This window comes from Singulisphaera sp. GP187, assembly GCF_900129635.1.
Lineage (GTDB): Bacteria > Planctomycetota > Planctomycetia > Isosphaerales > Isosphaeraceae > Singulisphaera.
Genome location: NZ_FSRB01000001.1, coordinates 2,870,364 through 2,888,474 on the forward strand (window position 1 = coordinate 2,870,364; position 18,111 = coordinate 2,888,474).

Here is an 18,111-nt window from a genome sequence, read left to right on the forward strand (position 1 = left end):
GCGTTACCCTCAGCGAACGACTCGAGGGGTATGCCCCATCCGCCGCAGCTCCTCGATAATGCCCTCTTCCTCTTCAGAATGGACCAGCAGCACGGTCTCGGAGAGCCGTCCCGCGACCATGCGAGCCAGCGTTTTCCGCGCCAGCAACTCCTCCGCGAGGACCGGTTCCGCAGTGCGGATCAGGGCCACATGCTTGTGGAGCTTGACTGGGATTCGCGCGGACGGGGCAGGCATCGCTGGCTCTCCCAAAAGAATTTTAACTTATATAAATCAGTCTTCGGAGGAAACCCTTCCCTCCGCCGACACCACGCCGATCCTGAGGCCCGATCGGCCCCAGGACCGATCGATGGCACTAGGAGTTCGAGGACGCCGAAGCGCGGGCAACGATATCGGATTCGTCGAGAATCTCGTAGCTATACCCTTGTTCGGTGAGGAAAAGCTGACGATGGTGCGCAAAATCCATCTCGCGCGTGTCGCGAGTCACCAGCGAATAGAAACTGGCGGGAACCTCCCCTTCCTTGGGTCGAAGGATCCGGCCCAGTCTCTGGGCTTCTTCCTGGCGGCTGCCGAACGTGCCCGAAACCTGGATCATCACGTTGGCGTCGGGCAGGTCGATCGCGAAGTTGCCGACCTTTGAGAGGACGAGCCGGCGGATGTCGCCGCGACGGAACCGACCGTACAAGTCTTCCCGTTCGGAGTTGGACGTTTGCCCGGTAATCAGTGGCACCTCAAACCGCGCGGCGATTCGGCGAAGCTGCTTGAGATACTGGCCGATCACCAAGACGCGATCGTCGGGCCCATCGTGCTCGTCGAGCAGCATCGCGACCAGGTCATCCTTCGACGGGTTCTCGCTCGCCAGGCGGAACTTGTCGCGCCACTCGGCCACCGCATACTCCATCCGGGCGTCGCCGGGCAGTCCCAGCCGGACTTCGTGACACTGGGCTTCGGCGATCCACCCCTTGGACTCGAGGACCCGCCACGGCACGTCGAACTTCTTGGGTCCGATCAGGCTGAAGACGTCTTCCTCGCGGTTATCCTCGCGGACGAGCGTCGCGGTCAGACCGAGACGACGGCGTGCCTGGATGTCGGCCGTGACCCGGAACACCGGAGCGGGAAGCAAGTGGACCTCGTCGTAGATGATCAGGCCCCAGTCCCGCTGGTTGAACAGGGAAAAATGCGGGAAGTCGCCATCCTTCTTGGGTCGATAGGTGACGATCTGGTAGGTGGCCAGGGTGACGGGCGCGATCGCCTTCGAGTCACCGGTGTAGGTGGCCACCATCGAGTCGTCGAGGTCCGTCTTGTCGAGGATCTCGCGTTTCCACTGCTCGACGGCCGTGGTGCTGGTGGTCAGGACGAGCGTGTTCTTCTTGAGCGCGGCCAGGGCCGTGAGCCCGACGATCGTCTTGCCCGCGCCGCAGGGTAGGACGATGACCCCCGAACCGCCGCGTGCATCTCCGCCGGCGTGAAAGGCGTCGACCGCCCCCTGCTGGTAGTCGCGCACCTTGAACGGGAGCCCGTTTCGGCCGATCGTACGTAGCTCGACGGCAAGGTCTGCACCCTCGGCATAGCCGGCCAGGTCCTCGGCCGGGTAACCGACTCCGATCAGTGCCTGCTTGAGCATCCCTCGAAATGCGTCGTCGATCACGAAGCTCGTCGCGTCGATCCGCTCGCCGAGGAAGTCGCGAACCCCTTTCTGGCGGGCCAGCTCCTCGAGCAGAGCCTGGTCAGCCGTGACCATCCGAAGCGCTCCGTCGACCCGCCTGAGGGTCACTCGGCCGTAACGGCTGACCAGTTCTCGGAGATCGGTGCCGAGGTTCGGCGGCAGGGGAAACTTGCTGTAAATCCCCAGCGCCTCGATCATCGCATCGGCGGTCATCCCGGCGGCCGCGGCGTTCCAGAGCGACAGGGAGGTCAGGCGATACGTGTGAATGTGCTCGGGACTCTTCTCCAGCTCCGCGAACGGCGCGATCGCATCGCGGGCCTCGGCGTGCAACGGGTTGTCGACTTCCAAGAGGACCGTGCGGTCGCCCTGCACGATCAGCGGATTGGAGGGATTGTACTGCATGGGCTCCTTGCCAGGCGAAGACGAGCAGGACGTAGTGGCGGTAGCCCCCGCCGAACCCGGTTCATGGTAGACGCGCCTGAGCGAACTGGCAAGGTCGGCTTGACCACAGGATCGCGTCATGACGAGCGGACAGGTCAGAAAAATAGCGGGCGACGATGCGACGAACCGACGGCACACCCCTCAAGGTTTTGCCGAATCGCCGACTCCACCTAAAACTCCTCGTCCTCGGCCCCCTTCAGATCGACTTCCTTAAGGCCCAGGTATTTGGCGACGGCCGCCAACTGGTTCTTGATCTCGAACATACCGGCGGGCCGGCGTTCGGGACTGATCTCCAGGCAGGCCATGATCGTTTCGTTCAGCGTGCCGGGGATGTTGGGATTGATCTGGATCGGCGAGGCGATTTTCCGGGAACCGGATTCACCGGTTTTCGGCAGCCCCTGCTGGACGAAACGGCCCGTGAACATGCGATACATGGTCGCGCCGAGGTTGTAGATATCGGTCCGTTCATCGACGATCCGCTCCGCCACCTGCTCGGGCGCGATGAACTGGGGGGTTCCCTGGATCCGGTTCTTCTCCTCGCCCTTGATCCAGGCCGTGCCGAAATCGATCAGTTTGACTTGACCGGTCTTGGAAAGCATGATGTTGGACGGCTTCAGGTCACCGTGGTAGACCCCGCGACGATGCATGTGGGTGAGCGCGGAGACCACCTGGTTGAACACCAGGATGAGCTGATCCATCGCCGGGGCTTCCAGTTCGTCGAGCGTTTTCCCGTCGACGTACTCCATCAGCAGCTCGACCCCGGACAGGCGGAACCAAGAGCGTTTGGTCCGGATGTCATAGATCTTGGCGATCGCGGGGTGATTGAGCTTCTGAGCCGCCTCGTATTCGACGCGAGCCTGGGCGATATAGATGTCGTCGTCGGCGTCCTGTCGCTTCACGACCTTGAGGGCGTAACGCTTGCCTCCCGCCGTCTTATCGCTAATCAGGAGAATCGTGCTCCCTGCCCCATTGCCCAGTGGGCTCACGATCCGATACTTCATCTCGCTCAGCTTCGGCTTGCTCGACACGTCTGCCATGCGTTTCCTCAATGATCGTGGCGGATTGCCCGCCCGAGGGAATGGGTTATCGTGGACCAAGGGTCGGGTTGGAGCAGCGTGGGTGTGGTCCCCTCGGGGCGAATCGAGGTTTGCGCGACGAGTCTATTAAGTCGCGCGGACGTGTGATCTCAAACGAACTTAGCTCAAGACCGCGGCCGGAGCAATCCCTCGGGATCGCTCCCCTCTTTTTCGGATCTGAAGCACTCCGTCGCCACCCGCCCACTCCCTCGGATTGGGGAGCCTGCCGGCGCGACTCAACGCCAAGAGACCAATCACCATGGCGGATCATCTTCGTCCCGAAGGGACTGGTTTGAGCCAATCGCTGGGCCGAATCCCCAGCGGGCTCTATATTCTCACCGTCCGCCACGGCGCTCAGTCCACCGGGATGCTCGCCAGTTGGGTCCAGCAAGCGGGCTTCGACCCGCCGATGCTCACCGTCGCGGTCAAGCGCGATCGCTTCGTGGGTGACTGGATCGAAGCCAGCGGCCGATTCACCTTGAATCAACTCGCCACGGGGAGCAAGGCGTTGATCCGGCATTTCGGCCGTGGGTTCGAACCCGATGCCAATGCCTTTGAGGGACTGGCGCTCCGTGACGACGCCCAAGGCGGTCCCGTCCTGGCCTCGGCGCTGGCCTACCTTGATGTCGAAGTCGCCGGCCAGATCAGCGGCGAAGACCATCGGGTCTTCCTCGGCCGAATCATCGCCGGCGACCTCCTTGACCTCGCGGCCGAACCCCTGGTTCATGTTCGGGCCAACGGGTTCCACTACTGAATCCCAGCCAGGGCCCGCGCCTGCATTTTATGGTTCGATGGAAGCGTCGACTTCAGCCTGCCACCACTCTTTGAAGTTTAAGGCAGGCTCAAGCCGACCAAGCGAATTCATCACGTCCCAAGGCCCCGATCAGGGGCCGACTTGCCGGCTCACACCGAGGCGATCGGAATCTCGGAGGAAGTCGAGAATCCCCCTTGGTCATTTAATCCCGACCAGCTCGACATCGAAGATCAGGGTCGAGTTCGGAGGAATCGACTCCTGAGCCCGCGTCCCATAGCCTGCGCTCGCGGGGATCGTCAGTTTGCGTCGCTCGCCGACCTTCATGCCAGGGATCGCCTCGTCCCAGCCACGGATGACATTTCCTTGTCCGATCGTGAACTCGAACGGCACTCCGCGGTCGCGGGAACTGTCGAATTTATTGCCGTTCTCCAGGGTGCCCGTATAGTGCACCGAGACCATCTGACCGGATTTGGCCTCGGCTCCGGTCCCTTCCGTGAGGGTTTCGTACTTCACGCCGGACGCCGTCGTCTTGGTTTCTCCCTTGGCTGTCGGGACCGCGGCGGGGATTGCGGCGGCCTCCGTCGACTTGGCATCGGCCTTCGCCCCGGGACGCGCCGCGGCGGCCTGTTCTCCCAACGCTTCCGCGGGCGTGTTCTTCTCCGAGTCAGGGAGCTTACGAAGGGGATCGGTGCCCGGCGGTGCGGAGGAAACGATCGCCGCCGGTGGCTCGCAGCCACAGACAGCCAGGCAGACAATCCCCAGGGTGAACCAACGCCTCATCAACATCGACACGCCTCCGCGCCGGAATCGGCGCCGTTCTCTGATAAAAATGAGTGATGATCCGCAAGCCCAGCCGACGGGCTGGGTCGCTCTCCCTCTTATTATGACCCCTCGCCGCCATCGAACACCAGTCCATGGCCAGACTCCTCGGGAGCTAGACCGTCCAGCCGGATCAAAGTGACCGAGATCCGGCCGCCGAAGCAGACGTCGACGTCGCGCGACGGGCGGCGAGCACGCGTCTGATAGTCACCTGAATACGTGGCGCCCTCCTCCACGACCCGATAGCGAAGCGGTAAGGGCGACGGATCGAGCGCACAAAAGACGATCGCCGGGTCCGGCCCCCCGGGCTCAGGGTGGGGGAGGTTGACGTTCCAAAACGTCCCCGGTTCCCAGGGCTTCGCCAGGAGGACGCGAAGAACGTCGACCGCCCAGCGCGAGGCGCGCGCCCAATCGAGGGGACGGCCCCGGGCAATGTAGTGGGAGAGGGCGATCCCGGGCACGCCATGGAGCACCCCTTCGCGAACCGCGGCGACCGTCCCTGAATGATAGATGTCGGTTCCCAGGTTCCCCCCGCATTGATCCCCGAAAGAATCCAGCTGACTTCGGGCACAAGGTGGTGAAGCGCGAGCCGGACGCAATCGGCGGGGGTCCCGTCGACGATCTGTTGCCCCTCGGGACCGACACGAACCGTGATTGGCTCGTGCGTGGTGACCCGGTGACCACAGCCCGAGTACGGCCCGCTGGGCGCGACCACCCGACACGATCCCCACTGCTGGGCCGCCTCGCGAAGCGCCACAAGACCGGGCGCATCCCAGCCATCATCGTTGGTAAGAACAAAGTTTGCGGTCGTCTCGTTGCGCATTGCCCGCCTTTTCAGGTCAGTTCCGAGGAAAAAGTCCGTAATCGAGACAATATTCGTACCAGATCGTTGACACGGGCCCCATGCCCTGATAAATTAACCTCCGTCAGTGCGACACAGCGACTGACAATGAAAAGTGAAGAGAAGAAAAGCGGGGGATTAGCTCAGTTGGGAGAGCGCTTGCATGGCATGCAAGAGGTCAGGGGTTCAAGTCCCCTATCCTCCACTCGCTTCGGCAGGTTTTTCTTGAACCTGCCGTTTTTTCTTGGTTCGTGTCGGCTCTTCGATCATCTCGATCGCTTCCTTCCGCGTTCGCGGAGTTAGATACGGGCCTCACGTGGGCAAACGCCCCTTCCCGGGTGGAGGCCGCGACTCATGGTAGACAAGTCACCCGATTCGCCGGTGCGAATTATCGGCAGTAGGGAATTGCACCAAAACCTACCGGGTATTCTCCGCGAGCTCGAGAACGATACCGTCCGCTATGTGCTCACCGTTCATGGTAAGCCCCGAGCGGTTCTCGTCGGTGCCGAACCTTATTTGAATATGGTGCTGGACGGCAAGAGCCCAAGTGAGGCCCTGGTCGGCCTGCAGCTCAGCGCGCTGCTCGGTGGAAATCTCAATTCCATGCCGCTCGATGACTTGGAGCGGGCCCTCGAACAGAAGTCGAAGTAAGTCATTCCTTCGGACTCGTCCGCTCAAGGGTTCGCCCACTTCCGTTCGCTTAGTTCAGCACATCCGTATCGTCCCGCCCACGCTGTTCCCGGCGCAACTTATTTCGAGCCACCTCGATCACCGCGGGGAGGATCGAGATGACAATGATGGCGGCGATCACGAGCTTGAAGTTCTTCTGAACCACCTCACGACCGCCGAACCACCAACCGCTCACCAGGAACGAAAGCACCCAGGCCACCGCGCCGGTGATGTTGAACACCGCGAACTTGGCGTAGTTCATTCGCCCGATGCCGGCGACGAACGGGGCGAACGTGCGGACGATGGGCACGAACCGCGCCAGGATAATCGTCTTGCCGCCGTACTGCTCGTAGAAATGCTGCGCCTCAGCGAGGTGCTTCTTGTTGAGGAGCCACGAGTTCTCGCGTGAGAAGACCTTCGGGCCGATGTAATACCCCACCGCATAATTGACGGCGTCACCCAGAATCGCGGCCACGATCAAAAGGACGGCCGTGAGTGACAGGCTGATCGGCGAGTTGGAATTGGCCGCCACCGCTCCCACCGCGAAGAGCAGGGAATCGCCGGGCAGAAACGGAGTCGCCACCAAGCCCGTCTCGGCGAAGACGATCAAGAAGAGTACGACATAGAGCCAGTGCCCAACCCCATGAGCCAACTCATTCATCGTGTCGGGGCTAAGGTGCAAGAGCGTGTGAATCACTTGCTGCAGAAAATCCATTCGGGCATCTCTTGAAGAATGAAGGTCACGGGGTTGAATCCCCGCTGGTTTGAGGCAGAATCCAACGGGCGCGAGGACAGGCAGCGCCGTGATCGAACGAAGGGAACGGACGTTTTCTCCAGCGTCCACCGAGACCGGGCGGCGCGACGTTCGGCCCACGCTTCAGAGCATGCGTTCCCAACGTCTCAAGCGTCCGCGACTTCAATTTGTTGCGGACTCATCCCCACGAGGCCGGACCGGGAGCCGCACATTATGGATCCCGGCCCCGTCGCAGACCGAGAGGACGTCGGCCAGATCCTGATAGTTCAAGGCGGCGTCACCGCGAATCACGACCCCTTGATCCTCATACCGTTCGCGCGACTGCTGAAGCACCTTGGCCAGTGTCGGCAGGTCGTGAGTGGTGTCACCCACCGCGACGATTCCGGGCCGAATAATGGTCAACATCAAGTCGTCGGGCGCGGCGGTCAGCGGACTGGCGTCGGAAACCTGCGGCACGCTGACGACGAACTCGTTCTCATCCCAATCGTACAGCCGGGTGGCCGCGATGAAAAAGACGAGCAAGCAGAGCACGACGTCCACCATCGGCGTCATGTTGACATGGGGCAACTCGTCGGCCTGAAGGCGGTCCGAGAGCATCGAGGGCGTGCCTCCGCGTGTCGGGATGATTCGGGTTCGATCGGACGAGGGTTTCCGTGCGCGAGCGCGGCTCGATCGATTGGGAATTAGTGAGCGCGCGACTCGTGACGCGCCAGGTCGCCGGGCGGGGTCAGGGGCGTTCGTCGATCGGTGGTTGGCCGAAGCGATTCAGCCGAAACCAGGTCGATCACCTTCCGCGCATTGTCATCGAGCTCGCGAACCAACAGGTCGACCCGGTTCAGCAGATAGTAGTACGCCGTGACCGAGACGATGGCGATCGCCAGACCGAGCGCCGTGGCGACCAAGGCGAGGCTGATCCCCTGCGCCAGTGCTTCCCCTTTCGCGGGTCCGACCCGGCCTCCAAGGGCATCGAACGACTGGATCATGCCGATGACCGTTCCCAGCAACCCGAGCAACGGGGCGAGCGTGGCCGTGCCGTTGAGCACCCGCACATTTCGTTTCAGGTCTGCGACCTCTCCGGCGGCGTCGTAGCCGAGCGCCTGGCGAATCGTCGCCGCGGGCTGGCCCCACGAATTGATGACCATCGCGAAGACACGAGCCACCGCGCTGTCATTGGCCCGGCAAAGCTCGGCGGCGCGGTCACGGTCGAGCTTTCCGCCCGCGAGCCGCTCGAGGAAACGATTGACGAAGTCCCGCGGAATCACGCGTTCGCGACGAAGCGCCACCATCCGTTCGAGTGTGAACCCAAGCGTGACGATCGAGCAGAGGCCGAGGAGCCAGAGCATCGGGTTGGACCGCGAGAAGAAGCCAAGCATGCTTCCCCGGCCGATTCCCTCGCTCTTTTTGGGGGTCGCGGACTTCCGTTTCTCGGGCGAATTCGCCGTTTTGGGCCCTGGTTCGGTCGCGCTCGACTCGACGCGGACGGTCGGCTGCGGCTGGCCCTGCGATCCTGACGGAAGCAGTCCGCCAAGCATCGTCACGATAAGGACCGGGAGAGCGAGGCGGCGAACGCGGGCCATCAACGTTATCCTCCATGGAGCCGCCGGCTGAAAGCGGGGCCAACATCGTTGACTCACGCGGAGTGACGAAGTTGGCGCGCGGCGGCATCTCGACCGCCACAACGCTTGAAGCGACAATTGTACCGACCCTCCCTAGCCTGTCAATTGAAGCAGTCAGTTCGGCTAGGATGGTCACACGCGATTTCCCTGGTCGGCACTCGACGCCGGCATTGACTTGAGATCCGGCGTCTCTCCGATTCGTTTCGAGGTCTTCCGTGGCAAACTTACCGCCGGACATCCACCGACCGATGACTCAGAAAAAAACGTCGACAAATCGAGGAGAGCGGTGGATCGAGGTGCTGGACAAGCCCCTGCTCGCGCTGGCGATCCTCACGATCCTGGTTTACCTCTTCGACCTGCTGCGAGGCCTCGGCGATTGGCGGACGACCTGGCTGGGTTTTTCCCTGCTCATCGACGGCATCTTCGTGGTCGACCTGCTCTTGAAGCTCCGGGTCTACGGCATGTCGTACGTCCAGACCCCCTGGTTCATGATCGACCTCATCAGTTGCCTCCCCTTGATCGATGCAATCGCCATCGGCGTGAAACCGATCCGGGCCGTCCGGTTCGTTCGCGGGTTCCGGATTCTCCGGATCCTGCGCGGCTTGCGAATCCTCCGGGCGCTCCGCTCGATCCCGGCGTTCGATCAGTTCGTCAAGGACGCCTCGGCGGGCCAGAAAGAAAAGGCCGTTCATCACTCGATGAATCTCGGCCTGATCGGAATGACCGTCACGGTCTTACTTTTCATCGTATTGTCTCGCAAGCACATGGAGAACAACTTCATTGCCCGGATCGATTCCGAGGTGAAGGGCAACGTGAGCTCAGCCACATTGAAAGCACTCGGCGGAAGCCTCACGCTGCCGGGGAGCGACGACCGTTTTTTCAGCCGGGAACTGGTGATCGACGGTCAGCACCAGACGGCCTACTTCGATATGGAGCCCGTCGAAGAGCGGTCCGATGAGGTCGAATTCTTCGTGATCCTCGGAATGATGACCTCGATGCTCTTCCTTATGTACATTATCGCTTACCACCAGCTCGACGTCACCCAGACGCAATTGCGCGGACTGCTCAATCTGGCCCTGCCCAAACAAGTGTCCGAACGGTTTCTGATCGATCCCCACTCGTACGTCCAGAAGAGCCGGATGCCGGCCACGATCCTGTTCATGGATTTCGTCGGCTTCACCAAGACGTGCGAGGGCCTGGCCCACGATCCCGATCGCCTCTCAGCGCACCTGGAAGCGGCCATGGATCGTCTGGTCAACGAAATCGTCAAGTACGACCTGATCATCGACAAGTTCATCGGCGACGCGGTCATGAGCTTTCGGGGCGGCCCGCTCGTGAACGGCGAGCCGGCCGATCATGCTTACCGATCGGTCCGTGCCGCCCTGGCGAGCACCCGCGCCCTGGCGGAGCTCGATGACCCCTACTTCCACCGCGTGAAAATCGGCGGCGCGTCGGGCAACGATTGCCTGATCGGCGCCTTTGGCACCAGCGCCCGGCTGTCGTATACGATCCTGGGCGACGCCGTCAACCTGGCGGCTCGGCTCGAGCCGGCGAGCGGCCAGTGCGGGACGAAGAACCTGTTCTGCGAACACACGATTATGCTCTGCACCGGCCGATCCGACCTCGCCTGGCGCCGTTGGGGCCGGATCCGGGTTGCCGGCAAAGCGGCTCCCGTGAACGTCTATGAGGCGTTCGACCTCGACACGGAAGGAGATACCAGTTTCATCAGCACGTTTCAACGCGCACTCGACGCGTTCGAACGCAACGACTTCGACCTGGCTCGCGATCTCTTTCTACTGGCCGATTCCCAGAGACCGGGCGGCGACGAACCGAGTCGGCTCTATGTCCCCCGGTGCGAACGACTGTTGCTCGGTGGCCCCCCTGCCGGCTGGGAACCCGTCCTCAATATTCATAAATGAGGCAACACCGAGCGGTTCGACGCCGACCTGGTCGGCGCCACCGGTGGAAGGTGCCCCTTCAACGTGCCGCCGCGTCGGAGATCATCGGCGCGGGTGCCGACTGAACAGCCCGCCACTTCCCTTTGATGCGATTTTCCGCGGCGTTTCGGTTCTCGGGGACGAAGGCCGTGGCCGGCCCGGCTGGCTCCTGGAACGTGTCGTTATTCACGTCCGGAGCCATCTTGAGATCGGTGCTCATCGAATGCCAGGAGTTCTTGGCCGCGCCTTTCGGGGTCTCACGCTGGGCGACCAGAGGAGCTTTGATTCCGAGCATTTCGGGAGGCGGCATCATGACCTTGCTCGAATCGTCGGGATCGGGCGACTGGGCCCGAGCAATCGAAGGGGGACGAGAGCCCCTTGGATTCGGACGATTGGAAGCCAAAAGCGCTCCACCTGGCTGCTTGGCGGGCAAGTAGAGGGTCGTCAAATCGTTTCGGCCGAGGATATTGTAGATCGAACGGGGCGTGGCATAGAAACCACGTTTACCCTGGGGCTCGGCAAAGTCGCAAACCCCCGCGAGATACCCCTGCTCGGTATAGAGCCCTCCTCCTGAACGTCCCTGCTTCGGAGCATAATTGCACTCGGTCGCTTCATAAACCGAGTTCTTGAAAAGCGACACCCCTGATTGAATGATCGTGGTGCTCCAAGCCGTGGCGTCGTTTCCCTCGGAGCAGCCGACGGTAAACATTTTCATCCGAGGTTTCGCGGCCCACGATGGTGGAACGACCCTCGAAGCCGGCAGCCGGCGCCCCGGCCGGATCCGGATGAGGCCGACATCACGATCAAAGTCGTAGTCCATCGTCTCGGCCTTGACGGTCTCGACGAAATGGACCCGCGGCTCCTCTTTGCTGTGAAGGACGCCGTCGAACAGGTCGACTGTCACCGGAAGCCGGAAGTTCGCCGGAGTCGTCGGCGCTCGCCCCTCAACCTTAAAAATGTGAGCACAAGTCAGAATAATCGACTCTTCAGCGGTACTGTGAATGATCGTGCCCGAGCCGAAGCCGATCGTGCCATTCCCCCCTTGGACCTTGATCCGGACGACGGTCTTCCAGGGTTCAGGGTTATCGGAAAAAGCCTGACTCCGCTCGTCCGGATCGACCGCGGGAGCGCGATCCTGCGAGTCGTCGCGGACTTGTTCGACCTGCCGGCCCACGCCATCGTCGCTGGGAGGAGCCGCCTGGACCTGGGCCTTCGCCTTGAGGTAAAGCGCGGCCAGCTTTCCGGCCGATTGCGCCCCCTTCGACCGGGCCAGTTCTTGCCCATCGCCATCGATCACGATGAACGTGGGAACGGCGTCAACCCGATACTTCGCGGCGAAATCGGGAGACTTATCGATATCGATTTCTTTGACTGGGTAGCCGTTATCGATCAATTGCTTGATGGCCGGCCGCATTTGCTGGCAGGGCCCGCACCAGGAGGCCTGGAAGTCGAGCAGGATCGGCGAGCGAGTCTCGTCGAGATTCGGCGTGGTGATGAGGGCGATCAGCAAGGCAGCGATATTCATGCCGCACGGACTCCTTTCCGCCAAGACGGCCAAACGCCGGGCACGGGGGGGTGGGCCGGGTGAGACCGTTCAAGGTCGGTGTCTCGCGTCACGGAGCGAGGAGGGACACTCACCGATGTCGGAATCGTTCGATGCGAGTGGGAGGTGCAATCCGTCAGCGCGACCCGGCCCAAGCGTTGGCTTGAAGCAACGAGACGGCGACGCATCGCGTCCGCCAAGGCGGACCGACCAACCCATAGAAGATGATGCTGTATGCGTGGGTGAGAGACGTGCCAGGGACGAACCCCGACCCTTCCTTGGGTGGTCCTCGCGTCGAGGACCCCACGGAACGCCATCATGGCGGACCGCGTCCCGACAGACAAAACCGGCGTATATCGCGGTTCGTCCACCGGTGCCGTAGTAATCGCGACATCCCTGCGCTTTGTCAGACCACGGCCTCCGGCCAGGTCTGTTCCGAGAACGGAGGGGATCGCGTTCACCGCGGTTGGCCCCTTTTACTAGGAGTGGGCATGAAGTACCAGATCAGTTATCGATCTTTTTTCCCGCCGACTTTAGTATTCCCCCTGATTCTTTCCGAGGAGCAAAACCAGTCCTCCAATTGAGGACCTGGATTGCGCGATCGTATCGGCTGCAAGGAACCGAGGGACCAGGAACAGGGTGGAAGCAGGGTGTGCGTCCGGTGAACCCCTGCGTGAAGCCCATCCAACGATCAATAACGCCACTGGCGATCGCGCCGAAAAAGGGGAGAAAACGGGTTCGGTGAAGCTTTACGCCGGAGGAGAGGTACGCGGCGGGCGCGCGGTGGTGGGAAGGGCGGTGGTTGCCGAGCGGCGGATTCAATCGGCCGCTCGACATCGCGTCGCGTCGCGGAGAAAGCACGCAAGCAGACGGGGGGCCGCTCAGCGGAGCCGCTGGAAGGTCTGAAGCTCGCCGAAGATGTCTGAAGCGACCATCGTCGAGTCGCCGATCGACTGGATCCTGGCCACATAGGAGTTGCGTGCAAGAAGGAGGTCGGTGGATCGATTGATCGTGATGTTCAGGAGGTTCCCGGTAAAATTCCAGGATCCCCAACTGGTCACCGTAAGCGGCTCGAAGAGGCGTTTGCGGGTTCGGACGCGGGTGAAGACGAAACTGCCATCGGCCCGGATTACCGTGGTGACGGTGCCTTTGCCATCGGTATAGCGCCAGGAGCCCACGAGGAGTTTCCGCACCTTCTCTCTCTGCTCGGCCGCCTCATCCGTGGGGGAAGGGGGCGGAGTTGCCGCCGCCGTGACTTGTTCGATCGGCGGAGCCATTTTCAAGCGATAGAGCACACGGTATGAACCGCTCGGAGCGTCGAACTGGTCAGGGGTCGGCAGGCCTTCACGCTTGTTCAGGCAGATGGTCAGAAGGTCGCCGTCGAATCGATAGATTCCGTGGAGTAAGTCGTCGAACTTGTTGGTCACGTCGATCGTGTGCGGTGTGCGCGACGGATCGAGCCGCATGGTGTAGGACTGCTTGGCTTGCGTCCTCGGGTTCGTGAGATAGAGCCCCTGCCAGCCGATGTGTAGTCGGTTGTTCTCGGCGATCTTCTGGCGGATCAGGTCGGCATTGTAATCGTCGCCGTTGTTGCGGATCGAGAGAATCGACCAGTCGCCGGAAAGGAGCTCGTGCTGGCGTCGGATCTCCGCATCGGTGGCGCGTGGGGGGGCGGTCGGCGTCGCGCTGGCGATTTTTGCGGTGGGCTGGAGGGCGACCGGGCTGGCCTTGGGCTTCAACTCCAGCCGAATCAGGCCCGAGTTTGCGGGGGCGTCGAAAGCATCGGCCCGTTTGGTGTCGTCATCAAACGGAACGCAAACAATCAAGGTGTCGTTGTCGAACCTGTAGACGCCCCGAAGGACCCGGTCGTCATTGGTGATGAACTCGATCCTATGGGGCGACTGGCTGATGTCGAGCCGAAAGATCCAGGACTTTTTCTCGCCGGTTTCGGGACTCACGATCTGAATCGTTTGCGAGAAGATCTCCACCTCGCCGTTCGCGGCCAACTTTTGCCGGATCAACTCGGCCCCAATGCGTTCGCCGTCGTCCACGGCCGAAACGACGGTCCAGGTTCCGGCGAGGAGTTGATGGGCCTCCTCGACCGCGGTTCGACTGGGCGTTCTGCCTCCGTCGTCAAGGGTTGGTAGGCTGATCAGCAGTGACAGGAGGATGACCGGCATGGGTGGGAGATCCTTCTCGTGGAACGTCTTGATTCAGAGTGACTAGTCGATGCGCGGGTCACTTTCTCCGGATCAGACTGGCCTGGCAAGATCAGAATTTTCGGGCGGCTTGAGGACCAAGCCGGCAAAACAAGATCCCGGTAGTAAGACACCCGACGAGGTTGAATCGAATGGCGGGCGGGACGCCCGCGGTCCCAGGTTCAGAAAATGCAGGTGGGGCATCCGCCGACCCAGGGGAACGCGACCGAGGGGAAAACGGAGAGGCGTTAGTCCGGTTGGGCCGGGTTCGCTGGGGGCTCGTCGAGGCTGGGTGCGCCCTCGTCGGTCAAGTCGGACAGGGGGAAAAACTCACCGCGACCACGGAGCAGGCCCACTGGCCCGTCAAATCGCCAGGCGTCTCGCTCGCGGACGAATTGATAGACAGGTCCAACGCGGTTGGTCGGACAAACCCAGATGTTCGGACCTTGCCGCCAGGCCTGGAAATTCTTGTGGATATTGCGGGGGAGCCCCACGATCCCCCCTTCGTCCGCGGGCCTCAACGGGTGAATCCGTAAGTAACGCGCGGAGCAAAGCCGTGTCGCGGCCTCAATGTCTTGGCGATTGGCCGCGGTGAAAAGCGCGGTGTACGCGGCCACGGCCTCGCGCGTGGGCCGGGTCTGGATCGCCATCAAGACCACGGCTCCGCCGATCATGAGCGTGATGGCCAACCCGAGCGCGACGACCTTCCAGCGGGCCGTAACAGTTTCGATCATCCCGTGACTCGCTGTTTCAGGTCCTCGCGAAGCCGGTCGATCACCGAGTCGGTCTTGGCTTCGGCCAGAATCTGGTGGATGACCGTCTTGATCCCGCGGGGGCCCCACTGGCACCCTTGCTTGAGGTAATGCTTCGCGCCATGACCAAGAACATAAGAGGTCGTCGAGGCGGTGGCTCCTTGGGCCAGCCCGATGGCTCCATAGCCGAGCGCGGTGAGGGGAATCGCCAGACCACCACTCAGGATCGACAGCCCGGCCAGTGAGGATTTGACGCCCCCCGCCACCAGCCTCGTCACAATTTCGACGGCCCCCAAAGCGCCGAGGGCGAGCATCATGTCCTTGACCAGACTGGACGCGGTCTTCTTGGTCAACGGGATCCCATACACCTTGCTCAAGGCGACGATCATTCCCACGTCGACGGCCAGGCCCCCCGCCATGTCGGCGATTGGGATCGGATTGAGGGCGACCGCCGCTCCCTTGGCCAGCGCGAAGTTCCAGATCAAGCGGTTCGCCGCGTCATCCCGGATCCGCAGCTTGTGCGCCACGATCTCTTCATGGAGATCGCCCGCGAGGAGCAACGTATTGAGCGCGACGAGCGCCTTGCCTTCGCGTTCCAGGACGTCGAGGATTCGGAGCTTGAGCGGTTCGATCACGGGGGCGGGACGCTCCCACTGGATAGTGGTCGTACCGTCGGGGAGTTGAAGCTTCACCTTGTACGGGTCGGGCCGGGCCGCGGTCATGACGACGTCTTCGGGGCGGATCAGGTTACGGATCCGCTCATCCTTGATCTTCTCGTAGATCTGGTCGCGGTCGGTCTCGGGGTAGCGGTCGATCTGGTTGAACACCAGGATGATCGGCTTCTGGACCTGGCGGAGCTGGGAGAGGGCTTCGATCTCACAGCGCTGCATGTCGCTGGAGACGATGAAGAGGATCAGGTCGGCGTGCCGCGCGACCTCGCGTGCCAGCGATTCGCGGACCTCCCCCCCCACCTCGTCGATGCCCGGCGTATCCACCAAGACGAGCCGAGCACCTTCGAGTCCGGGGTGTTGGGACGTGGCCGAATGCTCCCAACGCTGCGACGTCCGCGACACGGTCGTCCCGTGCGTGGTGCCGACTTTGAACACCTCATGCCCCAGCAGGGCGTTGAGGACCGACGACTTGCCGCGGCTGACCATGCCGAACGCCGCGATTTCGACCGTGTTCTCATCGAGCTTCTGGCCAAGTTCGCGAAGCTGACGCAACTCGTCGCCGAGCGCATGCTCTTCGGCGGGGGTGAGGTTCATCCCCTTCAGAGTTTCCTCAAGGCTCTCGCGTGCTTTCTCGACGATCTCGTCTCGCCGGTTGACGTCAAGCTCTTCGAGCATCGAGGCGAGCTCCGGGTCGTCTGGAGAGAACGAAGCGTCGTCGCCGGTTGGTGGGTCGAGGGTCGACATCGCTCAGTTCCCCCTTCTTCGGAACGCAGAACGAACGACATCCTCGCACCACTGGGCCGTCTCGAACAGGTCGCATTCCCGAAGCAACCGCGGCTCGACGAGTTGCAACGCCAGCGGCATGCCATCGGGTGAGAGATCGATCGGAAACGAGAGCGCGGGCGCCCCGGTAAAGCTCCAGGGCGAATTGAACGCCGGGCTGCCGGTTGTCGAAGGATCGGGGGCGGCGCCAAGCGTCGCCGGTGTCACCAGCGCATCGAACCCATCGGCGCGAGTAAAGAGGTTCGCACGCAGCTCCTCTTGGTGCCGCCTCGCTTCGATGTAGGCGGTCGCCGTGATCGCGTTCCCCTCTTCGATCAAGGCACGGATCATCGGTTTGTAGTCGGCAGGATTGCCCGCCAGCCGACCGGCATGCTCCGCGGCCGCTTCGGCCGCCATGATCAGGCGATGGTTGCGGGTCACTTCGTCGAAATCGAAAAGGTCCGCGACATCCGTGACCTCAGCCCCGGCCGCCTTGAGGGCATCGACGGCTCGATCGAAGGCCGCGCGCATGACGGCGTCAGCGCGATTCTCGAACGGTCCGCGCAGCCGGCCGAGTCGCGGTGGCCGGGTGAGCGGGGCGAACGTCTTGGCGAGCAGGTTTTCCACCTCATCGCAGCCCGACAACGGCGGAGTCACCGCCTCTTCCAGGCGGAAAAATTCCATGAAGATCAGACCGAGGTCACGCACGCTTCGCGCGATCGGTCCCGGGTGGTCGAGGTGAGGGGCGAAGGGGACAATCCCGTCCATCGGCCCGGTGAAAGTGGGCTTGAGTCCGGCGACCCCGCAGAACGAGGAGGGGCGGATAATCGAGCCCCCCGTCTGGGTGCCGAGCGCACCAAGGCACATGCCGGCGGCGACCGCGGCCGCCGAGCCGCTCGACGAGCCTCCCGGCGTCCGTTCGAGGTTCCATGGGTTCCGCGTGACGGGCGGATCAATCCAGGCGAACTGGGTCGTCACCGTCTTGCCGAGGATCACCGCTCCCGCCGTCCGAAGACTGGCGACGATTCCCGCGTCGTTCCCGGCGACCCTCCCCGACCACGGGCGGAAACCGGCCGCCGTAGGCATCCCGGCCACATCGATAATGTCCTTGACGCCGATCGGAATCCCGTGGAGCGCACCTCGACAGCGCCCGGACCGCAGTTCCTCGTCCAGGAGACGAGCCTGCTCGAGCGCTCCGTTGCGATCCACGGTCACCCACGCCTTGATCCGTGGTTCCCATTCCGCGATCCGATCCAGGCATTGTTCGAGCACCTCGACGCACGACCGCCGCCCCGAGCGCAACGCTCGGCCGACACCATCGATCGTCTCATGCTCGTTGGGGAATAATCCCATGGTTGCGGCGCTCGCCTTTCCGCGCTGAGGCTCAAACTTGCTCGAGGAGGATCAAGATGCAGGGGTCGCTCCCCTCACTCTGAGGGAACGGAGTCTCGCGAAGCGGACGCCACCCTGCATTGAGCAAGCTCGGCAATCCCGGAAGCCGCTCGGCCTCGCCCTCGCGAATGGCCCAGCATTTTCCATAAAAATCGATGATCACATACAGAAATTCTTTCATCAACGTTTCCCTGTCTCGCCGTGTCAGACCCCGGCCCGCCTC

At 62.5% G+C, this 18,111-nt stretch carries 16 protein-coding genes, 1 tRNA gene and 1 pseudogene; 4 read left to right on the top strand and 14 right to left on the bottom strand.

The annotated features are described in order from the left end of the window. Positions 1–9 precede the first annotated feature (9 nt). The 3 genes from BUS42_RS11165 to BUS42_RS11175 form a co-directional block, all read right to left on the bottom strand. Positions 10–234 (bottom strand): hypothetical protein, encoded by a 225-nt coding sequence (locus tag BUS42_RS11165; RefSeq protein ID WP_015249511.1) that lies wholly within the window; start codon positions 232–234, stop codon positions 10–12. A 118-nt stretch (positions 235–352) separates the two neighbouring features. Continuing rightward, positions 353–2,065, bottom strand: coding sequence for a DNA repair helicase XPB (locus tag BUS42_RS11170; protein WP_074306981.1), 1,713 nt, complete (start codon positions 2,063–2,065; stop codon positions 353–355). Positions 2,066–2,274: 209 nt separating this feature from the next. Then, entirely contained in the window at positions 2,275–3,141 is an 867-nt protein-coding gene (locus tag BUS42_RS11175) for a serine/threonine protein kinase (RefSeq protein WP_074306982.1), read from the bottom strand. A 298-nt stretch (positions 3,142–3,439) separates the two neighbouring features. On the opposite strand from BUS42_RS11175, the gene BUS42_RS11180 reads away from it, so the two are divergent. Continuing rightward, a complete protein-coding gene (locus BUS42_RS11180; RefSeq protein WP_074306983.1) occupies positions 3,440–3,934 on the top strand; it encodes a flavin reductase family protein in 495 nt (164 codons plus the stop codon). Positions 3,935–4,132: 198 nt separating this feature from the next. Here the strand turns inward: BUS42_RS11180 and BUS42_RS11185 are convergent, their stop codons facing one another. Both BUS42_RS11185 and surE read right to left on the bottom strand, forming a co-directional pair. Beyond that, complete coding sequence (locus tag BUS42_RS11185; RefSeq protein ID WP_074306984.1) at positions 4,133–4,720, bottom strand: FKBP-type peptidyl-prolyl cis-trans isomerase; 588 nt, start codon at positions 4,718–4,720, stop codon at positions 4,133–4,135. Between the two features lie 95 nt (positions 4,721–4,815). Next, a pseudogene (gene surE, locus BUS42_RS11190) lies at positions 4,816–5,576 on the bottom strand (5'/3'-nucleotidase SurE). 150 nt (positions 5,577–5,726) lie between these two features. On the opposite strand from surE, the gene BUS42_RS11195 reads away from it, so the two are divergent. Both BUS42_RS11195 and BUS42_RS11200 read left to right on the top strand, forming a co-directional pair. Next, positions 5,727–5,799, top strand: a tRNA-Ala gene (locus BUS42_RS11195). A gap of 149 nt (positions 5,800–5,948) precedes the next feature. Further along, on the top strand, positions 5,949–6,245 hold the full coding sequence (locus BUS42_RS11200) for a type II toxin-antitoxin system Phd/YefM family antitoxin (RefSeq protein ID WP_074306985.1): 297 nt from the start codon (positions 5,949–5,951) through the stop codon (positions 6,243–6,245). 49 nt (positions 6,246–6,294) lie between these two features. Here the strand turns inward: BUS42_RS11200 and BUS42_RS11205 are convergent, their stop codons facing one another. The 3 genes from BUS42_RS11205 to BUS42_RS11215 all read right to left on the bottom strand — a co-directional run bounded on the left by BUS42_RS11205 (position 6,295) and on the right by BUS42_RS11215 (position 8,594). After that, positions 6,295–6,978, bottom strand: coding sequence for a DedA family protein (locus BUS42_RS11205; protein WP_074306986.1), 684 nt, complete (start codon positions 6,976–6,978; stop codon positions 6,295–6,297). A 201-nt stretch (positions 6,979–7,179) separates the two neighbouring features. Next, entirely contained in the window at positions 7,180–7,614 is a 435-nt protein-coding gene (locus BUS42_RS11210; RefSeq protein WP_074306987.1) for an ExbD/TolR family protein, read from the bottom strand. Positions 7,615–7,700: 86 nt separating this feature from the next. Further along, positions 7,701–8,594, bottom strand: a complete 894-nt coding sequence (locus tag BUS42_RS11215) for a MotA/TolQ/ExbB proton channel family protein (protein WP_074306988.1) — start codon at positions 8,592–8,594, stop codon at positions 7,701–7,703. Between the two features lie 335 nt (positions 8,595–8,929). Here BUS42_RS11215 and BUS42_RS11220 point away from each other — a divergent pair, with 335 nt between their 5' ends. Then, positions 8,930–10,552: an adenylate/guanylate cyclase domain-containing protein gene (locus tag BUS42_RS11220; RefSeq protein WP_159452201.1), complete on the top strand. Its 1,623-nt coding sequence runs from the start codon at positions 8,930–8,932 to the stop codon at positions 10,550–10,552. A 58-nt stretch (positions 10,553–10,610) separates the two neighbouring features. On the opposite strand, the gene BUS42_RS11225 is transcribed toward BUS42_RS11220, so the two are convergent. The 6 genes from BUS42_RS11225 to BUS42_RS11250 form a co-directional block, all read right to left on the bottom strand. Further along, a complete protein-coding gene (locus BUS42_RS11225; protein ID WP_074306990.1) occupies positions 10,611–12,095 on the bottom strand; it encodes a thioredoxin domain-containing protein in 1,485 nt (494 codons plus the stop codon). 899 nt (positions 12,096–12,994) lie between these two features. Further along, a complete protein-coding gene (locus BUS42_RS11230; RefSeq protein ID WP_074306991.1) occupies positions 12,995–14,293 on the bottom strand; it encodes a TIGR03067 domain-containing protein in 1,299 nt (432 codons plus the stop codon). Positions 14,294–14,559: 266 nt separating this feature from the next. Further along, the gene (locus BUS42_RS11235) at positions 14,560–15,045 is read right to left on the bottom strand and encodes a hypothetical protein (protein WP_074306992.1); all 486 of its coding nucleotides are present in this window, start codon (positions 15,043–15,045) and stop codon (positions 14,560–14,562) included. Beyond that, the gene (locus tag BUS42_RS11240) at positions 15,042–16,478 is read right to left on the bottom strand and encodes a GTP-binding protein (RefSeq protein ID WP_074306993.1); all 1,437 of its coding nucleotides are present in this window, start codon (positions 16,476–16,478) and stop codon (positions 15,042–15,044) included. The genes BUS42_RS11235 and BUS42_RS11240 overlap by 4 nt, the downstream gene beginning before the upstream one ends. Positions 16,479–16,481: 3 nt before the next feature. Beyond that, positions 16,482–17,849 (bottom strand): amidase, encoded by a 1,368-nt coding sequence (locus BUS42_RS11245; protein WP_074306994.1) that lies wholly within the window; start codon positions 17,847–17,849, stop codon positions 16,482–16,484. Positions 17,850–17,880: 31 nt separating this feature from the next. Then, positions 17,881–18,069, bottom strand: a complete 189-nt coding sequence (locus tag BUS42_RS11250; RefSeq protein ID WP_074306995.1) for a hypothetical protein — start codon at positions 18,067–18,069, stop codon at positions 17,881–17,883. Between the last annotated feature and the right edge of the window lie 42 nt (positions 18,070–18,111).